We start from the raw sequence: 13,497 nt of genomic DNA, 5'->3' as shown, positions 1-13,497 counted from the left end.
AAAGCTTGAGGAGTCGGACATGAAAGTACTGGTTACGGGCAATCAGGGCTATATCGGATCGGTCATGGTACCGGTCCTCATGAATGCGGGGCATGAAGTGTCCGGCTATGACATCGGCCTTTACGAACATTGTCTCTTTGAAGAAGGCGGTGCTGTTATGAACGTGCCGACCATCCGAAAGGACGTGCGCGATGTGTCGCCGCGCGATCTGGAAGGGTTCGACGCGGTCATTCATCTAGCCGCGCTCTCCAATGATCCGCTGGGTAATCTCAATGAGGAATTGACCTACGACATCAATCACCGGGCAAGTGTCGCCATGGCGAAAGCGGCCAAGCGGGCAGGTGTCGGGCGTTTTCTGTTTGCATCATCCTGCAGCAATTACGGCATCAGCGATGCTGATTTGATCGACGAAACTGGTGAATTGAAACCGGTAACGGCCTATGGCCGGTCCAAGGTGCGGGCGGAACAGGAGATCCGAGAACTGGCAGATTCAAGCTTCTGCCCGGTCTATCTGCGTCCAGCAACGGCTTACGGTGTTTCGCCTTTCCTGCGTTTCGACATCGTGCTCAACAATCTCGTGGCATGGGCGGTGACGAAGGGGCTGATCTATCTCAAATCCGATGGCACGCCATGGCGACCCATCGTGCATATCCGCGATATTTCCCGCGCCTTCATGGCGGCTATGGAAGCACCGCGCGAAAAAGTCTGGAACGAAGCTTTCAATGTCGGTTCGACGGAGCATAACTACCGCATCCGCGACATTGCGGGCATCGTCGCCGAGAATGTTCCCGATTGCCGTATCGAATATGCGGATGATGCCGGACCGGATACACGTTCCTATCGCGTCAGTTTTGAAAAGCTGGCGCGGGTGCTGCCAGAGGCAAAACCGGAATGGGATGCCGTTGCCGGGACGCGCGAACTGCTTGCCGCTTATAGCCGCTCGACGCTGACGCTTGAGGAGTTTGAGGGCCCGCGCTTCCAGCGCATCGCGCACATTCGCAAGCTGATTGCGGAAGGGGTCTTGGATGCCGATCTGCGGCGCACCGACGATGAACCGCAACCGCTTCGGGCAACGGCGTGATGGATACGGGGGCAGGGCACAGGGGCATTGAAATTGCCATTCCGCCGTTGTCGAACGGGATGGCCATCTACGATCTTGCTGCCCGCCTCTATCCAGTCTGCCGCAGTCTCGCCGGTGATGGCGTGCGCGAAACGCTTGCCATCATCGGGGAACATCTGCTGTTGACGGTTCATCAGGTTCCAACCGGCACTCCGCTTTATGATTGGAAAGCGCCGCAGGAATGGATCATCCGTGAGGCCTATATCGCGGACATGAACGGCAGTCGTATTGTCGACTTTGCCCGGCATAATCTTCATGTGGTGAATTTCAGCGTGCCTGTGCGGGCGCGAATGCCGCTCAACGCGCTGAAGGAGCATATTCATACACTGCCCGACCAGCCGGACCTCATTCCCTATCGCACCTGTTACCATGCGGAGGCATGGGGCTTCTGCATGACGCATAACGGGTTTCTGTCGATGCAGGACGGCGACTATGATGTCGTGATAGATGCGGAGCGCCGCGACGGTTTTCTGACCTTCGGCGAGTTCATTCACCAGGGGGAAACCGACGAGACGTTCGTCCTGTCGGCACATCTTTGCCACCCGTCGCTGGCCAATGACAATTGCTCCGGGCTGGCGCTGCTGGCGCGTCTTGGCGAAGTGTTGCAATCACGGCGCACGCGCCTGACCTACCGGCTGCTTTTCGGCCCGGCGACTTTCGGCGCTCTTGCATGGCTAAAGCAGAATGAAGAGCAATTGGGGCTGGTCCGGCACGGGCTGGTCCTGTCCTGCGTCGGCGATGCTGGCGGGCCGAATTACAAGCGCAGCCGTCGCGGTGATGCGGAGATTGATCGGATCATGGGGCATGTTCTTGCCGGTTGTACCAATGCGACGCTTCATGATTTCTGGCCCTATGGCTATGATGAGCGCCAGTTCTGTTCTCCGGGATTCAACTTGCCAGTCGGTATGTTCCAGCGCAGTCTTTATGCCACCTTTCCGGAATATCACACATCGGCCGACAATCTCGATTTCATCAAACCGGACTATCTTGAGCAATCGCTCAACATGGTCTTGCAGGCTGTTGAAATTGCTGAGCGAAACTGGCTTCCGCTGAACACGTCGCCAAAGGGGGAGCCGCAGCTCGGGCGGCGTGGCCTTTATGGAAACATGGGCGGAGACAGTCGCGCCGCGCAAAACGCCATGGCACTGCTGTGGGTGCTCAATCTGGCGGATGGCGAGCACTCCATTCTCGATATGGCAGAACGTGCGAAACTGCCATTCGCAACCCTTGCCGATGCCGCAGACCGGCTCCGTGATGCAGGCTTGTTGGTGGAGAGCTAAAGCAGCGGCCAGGCCAGATCCTTGTCGGAAATGACGCTTGGCCTGTTCGGCCATGGTATGCCGAGTGACGGGTCGTCATAGCGTAAGCCTGTCGCATAATCAGGTGCATAGGGCTTCGAGATCATGTAGCGCACGAGGACGTCAGAGGTCAGGGTCTGGAAGCCGTGTGCGCAGCCTTCGGGGATGTAGAGCTGGACGCCGTTTTCGGCGGATAGTTCCACGCCGGCCCAGCGCCTGTAGGTCGGTGAATGCGGGCGCAGATCGACCAGAACATCCCAGATGACGCCCTGCAGGCAGGTGACGAGTTTGGTCTCCGAATGTGGCTCGTTCTGGTAGTGAAGGCCGCGCAATGTTCCTTCTTCGCGTGAGAAAGACAGGCTGTGCTGCGGAAAATGCGTTTCCATCTGTCGCTCCGCGAAGGCGGCTTCGCAATAGACCCGCGCGAACCAGCCGCGCTCGTCTTCAAGCCTTTCCGGCTCGATAGACCAGGCGCCATCGATGTTGAGCGAAGTGAAACGCATGTTTTGCTCCGATTTCCATACATGCGCATTCTGACAGCGGCATTATCGGGCGATAGAAGTTTCTTCGATGCATCCAAATAGCCTTCCGGGCGAGGCCAACCTGTCCGAATGAGGTAGGCGCCTACGCCCACGTCGCCATAGGGTGAAGATCGGGTACCTACTCCTCGTAGTCCGTCCGGTGAATGTTGCGCCCGATCGTATGTACGGCTCGCCCCTGATGACAGTCTCGGCAATTTTTAGGCCGCTTAGTAGTTTTGATTATCCGACGTGGATCGGAGTTCAACCCCATCAACCCGTAACGGACCAGTCCGAAGGTTCGTTGAGGCGAGGAACGACGTATGACCATCCAGACGCCGGATATTTCGCGGAGCACGAGCATGGCGCAAGAGCAGACCGGCTGTCGCCTGTGCGGTAAACTACTCAAACACACCTTTGTTGATCTTGGGATGTCGCCGCCTTGCGAAAGCTTCATTACGGCGGATCGCCTCGACCGCATGGAGCCTTACTACCCGCTCTACGCGCTTGTCTGCGATCATTGTTATCTGGTGCAGTTGAAGGAGTATTTCTCGCCTGCCGAGATTTTCACTGAATATGCCTATTTCTCGTCTTTCGCCACCAGCTGGGTCAGCCATGCGAAGACCTATTGCGACGAGATAACCGAGCGGCTGGGACTGAACGAAAACAGCTTCGTGGTCGAGATCGCCAGCAATGATGGTTATCTCCTGCAGCATTTCCTGCCGAAGGGCATTCCGATCCTCGGCATCGAACCGGCGGCCAATGTGGCCGAGACGGCCATTGCAAAGGGCGTGCCGACGCGTGTGGATTTCTTTGGCTCGACGCTCGCTGCCGAACTGGTTGGCACAGGACGCAAGGCCGACCTCCTGATCGGTAACAACGTTCTGGCGCAAGTCCCTGATCTCAATGACTTTGTGCGTGGTCTGCATCTGTTGCTGAAGCCGGAAGGCGTGATTACGCTGGAGTTTCCGCATCTCGCCAATCTTATCGAACAAAACCAGTTCGACACGATCTATCACGAGCATTTCTCGTATTTCTCGTTGCTGACGATCCGGTACATGGCGCACCGCCATCACCTGAAGGTCATCGACGTGGAGGAACTGCCAACCCATGGCGGGTCGCTCCGGGTGTATCTTGCGCATAACAGCAGCAAGCGGAAGGCAGGACCGCGTGTGGCGGCGCTTCTGAAGCGCGAAGAGAGTTTCGGCCTCAACGAGATTTCGACCTATGAGCAGTTTGCCGAAAAGACCCGGCGCACCAAGCGCGATCTTCTGTCCTTCCTGATCGCAGCCAAGAATGCCGGCAAGCGCATCTGCGGTTATGGCGCGCCGGGCAAGGGCAATACGCTTCTGAACTATTGCGGCATTGGCACGGATTTCCTGGATTTCACGGTCGATCGCAATCCGTACAAGCACGGGCGTTTCACGCCAGGCATGCACATTCCGATCTACGATGTGTCGGCGATCGACAAATACCGGCCCGATTACATCCTCATCCTGCCGTGGAACTTCAAGGACGAGATCATCCGGCAGATGCAGCACGTGGTCGAGTGGGGCGCGAAGTTCATCATTCCGATCCCACACGTCACGTTGATTGACCCGGCACTACTCACAGAGGAGCGGTAAGTCATGAAAGTCGTTCTGTTCTGCGGCGGTCTTGGAACCAGAATCCGCGAATATTCGGAGAACATCCCGAAGCCGATGATTCCGCTCGGCCATCAGCCGATCCTGCATCACGTTATGGAATATTACAGCGACTACGGGCACAATGAGTTCGTTCTGTGCCTGGGCTACAAGGCCAATGTCGTGAAGGATTTCTTCCTGACGATCCGCCCGCAGACCTTCGCGGACTGTGTGGTTTCCGATGGCGGACGCAATGTGCAATTGCTTGAGGAAGTGGATCGTGACTGGAGCGTGACGCTGCTCGATACGGGGATTTGGCGCAATATCGGCGAGAGACTCTGGAGTGCGCGGTCGCATGTGGCGAATGAGGAGATGTTCCTCGCCAATTACAGCGACGGGCTCAGTGATGTCGACCTCGACGACATGACGGAACGTTTCCGTGCCAGCGGTAAGATTGCCTGTTTCCTCGCCGTCCGCCCGCCGCTGACCTATCACCTTGCCGATATTGCCGAAGGCGGCGACGTGCGGGCTTTCCGGACGTCGAACACCTCCGATATCTGGATCAATGGCGGTTACTTCCTCTTCCGCAAGGAAATCTTCGACTATATGCGCGAAGGGGAAGAACTGGTGCTTGAACCATTCGGCCGTCTGATCGCCGAAAACCAGCTGATGGCCTATAAATATGAGGGCTTCTGGCGCTCGATGGATACGCTGCGCGACTGGCAGACGCTTGAGGACATGGTCGAAAAGGGCGACATGCCCTGGAAGAGGCACAAGGCGGAAGAGGCCGAACGACGCGCTACCAATGTCGCGATAGCGCTATGATTGATCTGCGCTCGCTCGCAAATCAGAGCCGTCCGCTGCAGTTGCTTTGTCTGGGCGCGCATTCCGACGATATCGAAATCGGTTGCGGCGGCACGCTTCTGAGCCTGATCGAGAGCGGCACGCCATTGCATGTGGAGTGGTGTGTTTTGTCGGGAAACGAAGAAAGGCGCGCGGAGGCAGAGGCTTCCGTGCGCGATTTTCTGCGCGGGATAGACAGTTTCAACATTCATCTTGCCTCGTTCGAGGATAGTTATTTCCCGGCGCAAAGCCGTGAGATCAAACAATGGCTGATCGAACAGCGCGGGCGAGGGCAGCCGGATATGGTCTTTACTCATCGCCATGGCGATGCGCATCAGGACCACCGCACGGTCAACGAGCTGACATGGAACCTGTTTCGGGATCAGATGATCCTTGAATATGAAATCCCGAAATGGGATGGCGATCTGGGCCAGCCCAACGCCTATTCGGCGCTGCCGGCTGCGATCATGGATCGCAAGATCGACCTGTTGATGAAACACTTCGGCACGCAGCGCTCGAAGGACTGGTTTGACGCGGAAACCTTTCGCGGGCTTGCCCGGCTACGCGGCATGGAATGCCGCGCGCCTGAGACCTACGCCGAGGCGTTCCATGCCCGTAAGTTGCGGTTGTTTTAGTTTGCAACTGGCTCTGCATTTGTGTCGACACGGACGACCACCGACATGCCGGGCACTAGACGTGCCGCATCCGGTTGATCTTCATCGATGGCGATACGAACGGAAAGGCGCTGGGTGATCTTGGTGAAGTTGCCGGTCGCGTTGTCGGATTTGATGACGCTGAATTCGGAACCGGCAGCAGGCGCGAAAGCTTCGATGTGCCCCTTCAATTCCGCATGACGCAGCGCATCAACGGTGAAAGTGACCGGCTGGCCAATCTTCATGCCGTATAGCTGAGTTTCCTTGAAATTCGCCATTACCCATTTGATCTTTGGTACGACGGAGACGAGCTGCGTTCCCGCTGTCACATATTGACCGAGACGCACGCCCACTTCGCCGAGCGTACCGTCACGCGGGGCAATGATATGGGTGTTCTGCAGGTCGATCCGCGCCAGTTCAACGGTTGCTTCCGCATTGGCGATATCGGCATTGAGGCTGTCGCGATTGACGATAATGGACTGCAGGTCCTGTTGTGCGACGGCCAGCGCTGCCTGAGCTTCCTCGACGGAGGCCTGCGCCTGAAGCAGGGTGCCGTGAGCCGTATCAGCAGAACTTTGCGTGGTCACACCGCGCGGCAGCAAAGCCTCGACGCGCTTTGCATTGGCTTCGGCTACCTCAAGTGCTGCCTTGGCGCCGGAAATCTGTGCCTGCCGCGACTGGATCGTCGCTTCAGCCGAACGTTGGCTCTGTTCTGAATTGGCCAGAGCTGCCTTCTTGCTGTTGAGTGCGGCCAGCGCCTGATCCAGCTTCTGCTGATAGCTGCGGCTGTCGATCTCAAACAGTAGGTCGCCCTGTTTTACTGTTTGATAGTCGTTGACATTGACCTTGGTGACATAACCGGCAACCTGCGGACTGATAACCGTCACCTGTCCACGGACATAGGCGTTATCGGTTGTCTCGACGGTGTGTTTGAAAGGCGGCAACTGCCACGCCCACAGCACCATCAGAACGCCTGCAAGGCCGATGATGAGAGCGAGGCTGCCGCGAATATACTGTTTTCCAACTGACATTTTCAAATACTCGTCGATTTAACCAGCCACCGTAGCGTTATGGTGGATGTGCATGTTTTCATAGAAGCGATAGGCGATCAGGCAAACGAGCGAGAGGCTCGCGATGACGGAGATTGCGAGAAAAGCATCGTTATAGGACAGCACCGTCGCTTCCTTGGTGACCTGTTGTCCGAGAAGCGCCAGCCCTTCGGCCTTCGTCAGTCCCTGATCAGCCAGAACCTTTGCATAGGTGCCGGAGAGCGCCTGAACGCGCTGGGCGACGACGGGGTTGGACATAACCAGTTGCTCCACCAGATAGGCGGAATGATACTTTTCGCGGATCGCGATGAATGTGCTGAACACGGCAGAGCCGATAAGACCGCCGATGTTCTGCGTGAACAGGAAGATGACGATGAAACTCGTCATGTAGGTCGGTCCTTGTTTCAGCGCCTTGGTGATGCCCGCAAGCATGGCCGGGGGCAGGAACAGAGCGCCGCCGAAGGCTATCAGGCCCTGACTGAGATAGGCGTTGTGCGGGCGGGTCAGGTTTGTGGCATGGCTGTCCAGAAAGGCACCGACCGCGATGAAGACCAGCGCCAGCCCGAAGATGAACGATACGCGTTCAAGCTTCATCCACATGCCGCAGGTAATGCCCCCCGCCAAGGATGCAGCGAGAATGACGAGATAAAGGCCGCGGCTCTGGCCGTCCTGCAGGCCGAATGCCTGAAAGAGGCCGACCGCACCGGTTGTCTGCTCGGCAAGCACGATGCGAAATATGAAGAGGATCAGCGTGAAGCGCAGGATTTCCGGTTGGAACAGCCAATGCAGGTTCATCAGCGGCTGTTCGCGGTTGAGTTCGATTGCGGCAGCGCAGGCAAGAACAGCGATTGAGATCGCCAGACATATGCCGATCCAGGGGGCTTCGAACCACCAATAGTTCTTGCCCTGAACCAGTACGACCGCGAGAAGCCCAAAGCCGATGGCGATCAGTCCGTAAGCGACGAAATCCAGCCAGTGCAACACTTTTGCACGCGGCGCTTGTGTCATCGGCAGGATATAGACGACGGCGAAGGCTGCTAGCGACAGGCCGATTTCGACCATATAGAGCTGCTGCCATTGGCCGATATCGAACAGTAGCGGTGAGATGACACGCGCCAGTGGGCCTGCCGCAGCCGAACAGGTGAGCGCAAGGCTGAGGCCCCAAGTCATTTTCTTGGCGGGCGGAAAGGCTTCGAGCATGTAAAGAAAGCCGATGGTCGAGATCGGCGCCGCAGCAGCGCCCGCAATGAAGCGGATCGGGATCGCCGACCAGATATCATAGACAAGCAGATGCAGCAGGGAAGAAATCAGAAACACGGCGATTGCGATTTCCGCAAAACGGCGCAGACCGAACTGGGTGCGTATCTTGATGAGAAGGATCGTCAGGCTGGCATAGGGAGCCATATAGGCTGCGATAAGCCACGAGGTTTCCGTCAGCGTTGCGCCGAGTGATCCCTGTATCTGCTGCGTGTTGGCCGAGATGAAATACATACTGAGACCGCGCGTCGACCACATTAGAACAGACGCGGCGATGTAGATAGCGGACATGTAAACCGGCATATGCGGAACGGCAGGCGTTGCAGCCGGTTGGCTTGCCGGGGAAGCCTGTTGTCCTTGCTGATCTTTGTCTTCTTCCGACATGGTTCTAGCGGTCTTTCCCCGCGAGTGTCGTTTCCACCGTCTGGCTGATTTCCTGAAGAACAGTAAGGGCTGCTTCCAGTGTCGGCCGGTCTATGCGCTGCAGCAGTTCGGAGCGGATGTTGCGGGTGATTTCCTGCAGCTCGCGCACCTGCGCCTGCGCTTCACCCGTCAGCTCGATACGTTTCGCGCGGCGATCGCTTTCAACCGCGGCGCGATAGATCAACCCCTGCTTTTCAAGCCCATCCAGAAGGCGCACCACGGAAGGGTGCTCGATTTCCAGAGCATCTGCCAGCTCGCGCTGGTTCCAGTCGCGCTGCTGAGCGAGAAGCAGGAGCACGCGGGCACGTGCCAGCGTCAGCCCGCGTTCCCGGACGCGGGAATCGAACAGGTTACGCATTTTGCGCGCGGCCGTGGAAAGCTCCATCGTGAAAGCCGCTTCAAGATCATGTTTTGACTGAGACATTGTATAGCTATCTATTATATGTGTAGCTATATATAATATTTAGAGCCTGCTAATCAATGGGTTTGATGGCACTCTGATGCTGGAACGGAAAAATATTTGCGGCTTCGGGAATAAATCGCGGTCGTCGATTGTCTTATCTCCATATCGCATGTCGCGATTGGAACCCCGTGAGGCAGATCATGAAAACGTTTGGTTTTATGTCCGTACTGGCAATCGCTACAGTGGCGGCGTCAGCCGCGCTGGCCGCGCCATCCGTCAAGACGATGGAAAGCTCGAAAGGGCAGGTTCTGGCAGGCGCCAAAGACATGACGCTCTACACTTTCGACAAGGATAGCAAGGGTGAATCCAGCTGCTATGATACTTGCGCCAAGAACTGGCCGCCCTTCATGGCGATGAAGGGAGCAAAGGCTTCCGGCGCATATACGCTGGTCAAGCGCAAGGATGGCAGCGAGCAATGGGCGAAAGACGGAATGCCGCTCTATTACTGGGTGAAGGACAAGAAGCCCGGCGATGTCACCGGAGACGGCGTCAATGGAGTCTGGCACGCCGCAAAGCCATGAGGCCGATGTGAGCCATCCCGCTCCCGAAAGTTTCGAGGGCCAGCTTCTGGCCCTCCTGCCGGTCATGCGGCGTTATTCGCGCAGCCTTGCCAAGTCCGATGCCGAAGGCGAGGACCTTTTGCAGGATTGCGTGGCGAAGGCGTTGTCGCGGCGCGGCCAGTGGCGTGGCCTCAATCTGCGTGGGTGGATACTCACGATGATGACCAATCTTTACCGCAATGGCTACAAAAGCCGCGCCCGGACCCGACATGAAACGCTGGATGCCGCTGAAAATGTCAGTGTCGCTGCGACGGAGACGGATCCGTTCCAGCTGCAGCAGCTTGAAGAGGCGATCAACACCCTGCCGGACGATAACCGCGCGGTGCTGATGCTCATCGTCGTCGAAGGCTACAGCTATGGCGAGGCGGCAGAAATGCTGGGCATACCTGTCGGAACGGTCATGTCGCGGCTTTCACGGGCAAGACATCGCGTTGCCGAACATATGAGCGGCTCGAATATTGTAACGCTTCGGAGAAACCGATGATAGAACGCAATTCTCCCATAACCGAAGCGGAACTGCTCGGCTTTGTCGACGGGCAATTGTCCGAAGCAGAACATGCGCGCATTGCCGGGCTTCTTGAAAGCAACCCCGAGCAGGCGGCGCTGGCTGCCGAATGGCGCAGACAGAACGACGGTATCAGGCAACTCTTTTCCGGTTATGCCAAGGCAAAGAACGACGATCCCGGAATGATCCGCTCAGCGGGGATACGCCAGTCGCGCACCTATCGTAGCGCTGTTGCCGCAGCGGTTCTGGCGGCCTTGTTGATCGGCGCCGCTGGCGGCTTTGCAGGCTCGCGCCTGTTTGCGGAAGTAGAGCCGCAAATAGCGAGCGTGCAAACCCTGCCACAGCAGTCGCAGGCGGCATATCTCATCTATGCCAGCGAAGTACGGCATCCGGTCGAGGTCTTTTCCAACGAAGAGGCGCATCTTGCGACATGGCTTGGCAAACGGCTCGACATACCCGACCTTCGTGTTCCCGATCTCCGCTCGTTGGGCTTCCAGCTTGTTGGTGGACGCCTGTTGCCGGTTGACGGCAAGGCGGGCGCATTCTTCATGTATGAGGACGAGGCTGGAAAACGGCTTTCGGTGATCGTCGGTCGCAATCCGGATAACCGCGATACGAGCTTCCGTTTTGCTTCAAGCGATGGTGTCGAAACTTTCTACTGGATCGACAGCGATCTTGGTTATGCAGTAAGCGGCGAGATTTCGCGCGAACGCCTGCGGCAGGTGGCGGAAGAATGCTACCGCCAGTTTCCGGGCTGACCTGCTTATCCGTCGTCGCTGAAAGCGTGAACCATCGCATCCTTTGAGCTGCCACTCGCGATCAATGCGGCAAGCAGGATGCGCGCCTGACCCGGGCGAAGTGTATGTGCGTGAATGGCTCCAGCTTCGCCAAGATCATATCCGCCGCCGCCGCCGCCATAGCCGGGTGTCAACAGGCCTTCCGGTACGCGGCTTGAAACTGCAACGGGAATATTGCGGCGCGAGCATTCGCGGACAGCTTCGACAACGCAGGGTGTGGTATTGCCCGAACCGAGCGCTGCAAGAACGATGCCGCTGGCACCGGCTGCAATGCTCGCTTCTATGTGGAGGGCATCGCAGCCGGGATAAATGGCAATCGTGTCGATCCGGCGGTCACCGACAGGAGCGGGAAGCACCGGGCTCTGGATTTGGATCATACGTGCAGAGCGGAAGGCGTCGGCGCTGTCGCTGTTGAACTTGTATGCCCCCCAAGCCGGTACGATCCGTCCACCGAAGGCAATAAGGACGCCTTTGTCGGCATTGGCCGGATCGCAGGCAAGCCGAATGGCGGTGGCGAGATTTTCCGGCCCATCCGCCTGCGGGTGGTCGGCGGTAAACTGTGCTCCGGTGAAAATCACGGGTTTGCTGATGCGACGCTGCAGATGCACCAGCAGCGCCGTTTCTTCCATGGCATCCGTTCCGTGCAGGACGACGATGCCGTCGAAGTCGCCATCCTTGAGGCAGGAACCGACGGCATCGCTGATGCGCTGCATGTCGGAAAGGGTGAGGCTTGCAGAATCCTTCGCCATCAGGTCGACCGGGCGAAGCTCCGCTTCAAGGCCCGGTACGAATTCCAGCAGATCCTCACCGGACAGGACCGGTGTGCTTGCTCCGTCTTCCCCACGCTTGCTGGCGATGGTGCCGCCAGTGGCGATCACCGCTATGGAAGGCTTTGCAAGCGTCATATTTCCGAATCCTCTCACTTACCGGGAATGCTGGCGTCTACAGCACGTTCGGTAGCAAGTCGATGGATGCGTTCACGCATCATATACCAGCCGAGGATGAGGGCAGGGCCGATGATTGCCAGCGAAGCAATCGTCCATGTGCCGACTGGATAGTCGAGTGCCATCAGGACAAGCACGCCAAGCAGGAATGCGAGTGTGAGGATGCCGGTGTAAGGTGCACCGAACATGCGGAAATCCGGGCGCACGATTTCGCCGCGACGCGCAAGATGCCAAAGTTTCAGCTGGCAAAGGACGATGACGCCCCATGCCGTGATGATGCCGAGCGCGGAGAGATTAAGCGCGATTTCAAAGGCTGCCGCAGGCACGACAGCATTGAGAACAACACCGATGACAGTGACGACCGCGGTGACGGCGATGCCCATATAGGGAACGCCGTTCTTGTTCATCTTGGCCAGTGAGGCTGGCGCCGAGCCGGAAATGGCCATGGAGTGCAGGATGCGCCCGGTGGAATAAAGCCCGGCATTCAGCGACGACAGAACCGCGGTCAGGACGACGAGGTTCATGATGATATCCGCACCTTCGACGCCGATCTTGCCGAAGAAGGTCACAAACGGGCTCTCGCCAGCAGAATAGGCTGTGTAGGGAAGAAGCAGCGAGAGCAGCAGAACAGAACCTACATAAAAGACGAGAAGGCGGAAGACCACGGTGCGGATTGCGCGGGGCATGACCTTGCGCGGGTCTTCGGTTTCTCCCGCTGTGGTGCCCAGCAACTCGATGGATGCATAAGCGAAAACCACACCCTGTATGATGATGAATGCAGGCAATATACCGTTCGGGAAAAGGCCTCCGCTATTCGTGATGATGCTGAAGCCAGCCGAATGACCGTCAATCGGCGTGCCGGAGACAACGAAGTAAATGCCGACAACCAGAAAGGTCACGAGCGCAATGACTTTGACGAGACTGAACCAGAATTCCAGCTCGCCAAACACTTTCACCGACAGAAGGTTCATCGACAACACGATGATAAGGGCCGTCAGTGCGAACACCCATTGGTCAATGCCTTGCAGCCACGGCACATAGTGCTTGAAGAAATTCATGTAGAGCGCAACAGCCGTTACGTCCGCGACCGACGTCATGGCCCAGTTGAGCCAGTACATCCAGCCTGCCACGAACGCCAGTTTCTCACCGTAGAATTCGCGGGCATAGGAGACGAAGGAACCGGAGCTGGGGCGATGCATGATCAGCTCGCCCAGTGCACGCAGCACCAGAAAGGCAAAGAAGCCGCAGAGGGCATAGACGAAGACCAGGGCCGGACCTGCCATTGCGAGGCGTCCGCCTGCACCGAGAAAGAGCCCGGTACCGATCGCGCCGCCGATGGCGATCATCTGGATCTGCCTCGGTTTCAGGGCCTTGTGATAACCGCGGTCCTCTTCAACGAACACTTCGCGTTCGGCCGGGGTGGCTTTCATGGTTTCGATCGGCAT

Annotated in this window: 14 protein-coding genes; 8 read left to right on the top strand and 6 right to left on the bottom strand. The window is 57.6% G+C overall.

All coding sequences use genetic code 11. The annotated features are described in order from the left end of the window. Nucleotides 1-19: 19 nt before the first annotated feature. On the top strand, nucleotides 20-1,081 hold the full coding sequence (locus KWJ32_RS04160) for an SDR family oxidoreductase (RefSeq protein ID WP_151609544.1): 1,062 nt from the start codon (nucleotides 20-22) through the stop codon (nucleotides 1,079-1,081). Continuing rightward, nucleotides 1,081-2,400, top strand: a complete 1,320-nt coding sequence (locus KWJ32_RS04155) for a DUF4910 domain-containing protein (protein ID WP_151609614.1) — start codon at nucleotides 1,081-1,083, stop codon at nucleotides 2,398-2,400. The genes KWJ32_RS04160 and KWJ32_RS04155 overlap by 1 nt, the downstream gene beginning before the upstream one ends. Here the strand turns inward: KWJ32_RS04155 and rfbC are convergent. Further along, the gene (gene rfbC, locus KWJ32_RS04150) at nucleotides 2,397-2,921 is read right to left on the bottom strand and encodes a dTDP-4-dehydrorhamnose 3,5-epimerase (RefSeq protein WP_010658587.1); all 525 of its coding nucleotides are present in this window, start codon (nucleotides 2,919-2,921) and stop codon (nucleotides 2,397-2,399) included. The genes KWJ32_RS04155 and rfbC overlap by 4 nt on opposite strands. A gap of 338 nt (nucleotides 2,922-3,259) precedes the next feature. Here rfbC and KWJ32_RS04145 point away from each other — a divergent pair, with 338 nt between their 5' ends. The 3 genes from KWJ32_RS04145 to KWJ32_RS04135 are packed head-to-tail and all read left to right on the top strand — an operon-like array spanning nucleotide 3,260 to nucleotide 6,036. Then, nucleotides 3,260-4,561, top strand: coding sequence for a class I SAM-dependent methyltransferase (locus KWJ32_RS04145; protein ID WP_040128362.1), 1,302 nt, complete (start codon nucleotides 3,260-3,262; stop codon nucleotides 4,559-4,561). Between the two features lie 3 nt (nucleotides 4,562-4,564). Next, a complete protein-coding gene (locus KWJ32_RS04140; RefSeq protein ID WP_012092819.1) occupies nucleotides 4,565-5,383 on the top strand; it encodes a sugar phosphate nucleotidyltransferase in 819 nt (272 codons plus the stop codon). Next, entirely contained in the window at nucleotides 5,380-6,036 is a 657-nt protein-coding gene (locus tag KWJ32_RS04135) for a PIG-L deacetylase family protein (protein WP_012092820.1), read from the top strand. The genes KWJ32_RS04140 and KWJ32_RS04135 overlap by 4 nt, the downstream gene beginning before the upstream one ends. Here KWJ32_RS04135 and KWJ32_RS04130 read toward each other — a convergent pair. The 3 genes from KWJ32_RS04130 to KWJ32_RS04120 are packed head-to-tail and all read right to left on the bottom strand — an operon-like array spanning nucleotide 6,033 to nucleotide 9,207. After that, nucleotides 6,033-7,085: an HlyD family secretion protein gene (locus tag KWJ32_RS04130; protein ID WP_012092821.1), complete on the bottom strand. Its 1,053-nt coding sequence runs from the start codon at nucleotides 7,083-7,085 to the stop codon at nucleotides 6,033-6,035. The two genes, KWJ32_RS04135 and KWJ32_RS04130, sit on opposite strands and share 4 nt — an antisense overlap. An 18-nt stretch (nucleotides 7,086-7,103) precedes the next feature. Beyond that, nucleotides 7,104-8,744, bottom strand: coding sequence for an MFS transporter (locus KWJ32_RS04125; protein WP_012092822.1), 1,641 nt, complete (start codon nucleotides 8,742-8,744; stop codon nucleotides 7,104-7,106). Between the two features lie 4 nt (nucleotides 8,745-8,748). Then, on the bottom strand, nucleotides 8,749-9,207 hold the full coding sequence (locus KWJ32_RS04120; protein WP_012092823.1) for a MarR family transcriptional regulator: 459 nt from the start codon (nucleotides 9,205-9,207) through the stop codon (nucleotides 8,749-8,751). A gap of 179 nt (nucleotides 9,208-9,386) precedes the next feature. Between KWJ32_RS04120 and KWJ32_RS04115 the strand changes: the two genes are divergently transcribed. From KWJ32_RS04115 to KWJ32_RS04105, 3 genes are read left to right on the top strand one after another with little or no spacing between them, the layout of a single operon-like run. Then, nucleotides 9,387-9,767, top strand: coding sequence for a hypothetical protein (locus tag KWJ32_RS04115; RefSeq protein ID WP_012092824.1), 381 nt, complete (start codon nucleotides 9,387-9,389; stop codon nucleotides 9,765-9,767). After that, nucleotides 9,739-10,290 carry an RNA polymerase sigma factor gene (locus tag KWJ32_RS04110; RefSeq protein WP_036586510.1) on the top strand — a complete coding sequence of 184 codons (552 nt, stop codon included), beginning with the start codon at nucleotides 9,739-9,741 and terminating at the stop codon, nucleotides 10,288-10,290. The genes KWJ32_RS04115 and KWJ32_RS04110 overlap by 29 nt, the downstream gene beginning before the upstream one ends. Next, nucleotides 10,287-11,069, top strand: coding sequence for an anti-sigma factor (locus KWJ32_RS04105; RefSeq protein ID WP_012092826.1), 783 nt, complete (start codon nucleotides 10,287-10,289; stop codon nucleotides 11,067-11,069). Before KWJ32_RS04110 ends, KWJ32_RS04105 begins: the two co-directional genes overlap by 4 nt. Nucleotides 11,070-11,074: 5 nt before the next feature. Here KWJ32_RS04105 and KWJ32_RS04100 read toward each other — a convergent pair whose 3' ends face one another. Together KWJ32_RS04100 and KWJ32_RS04095 are read right to left on the bottom strand one after the other, a co-directional pair. After that, complete coding sequence (locus tag KWJ32_RS04100) at nucleotides 11,075-12,013, bottom strand: asparaginase (protein WP_012092827.1); 939 nt, start codon at nucleotides 12,011-12,013, stop codon at nucleotides 11,075-11,077. A 14-nt stretch (nucleotides 12,014-12,027) separates the two neighbouring features. Continuing rightward, nucleotides 12,028-13,497: an amino acid permease gene (locus tag KWJ32_RS04095; RefSeq protein ID WP_012092828.1), complete on the bottom strand. Its 1,470-nt coding sequence runs from the start codon at nucleotides 13,495-13,497 to the stop codon at nucleotides 12,028-12,030.

The sequence above is a fragment of the Ochrobactrum sp. BTU2 genome (assembly GCF_024539785.1).
GTDB classification, from domain to species: domain Bacteria; phylum Pseudomonadota; class Alphaproteobacteria; order Rhizobiales; family Rhizobiaceae; genus Brucella; species Brucella anthropi.
Note: the sequence above shows the minus strand (reverse complement) of the source record. Positions and strands in the feature narration are given on the sequence as shown.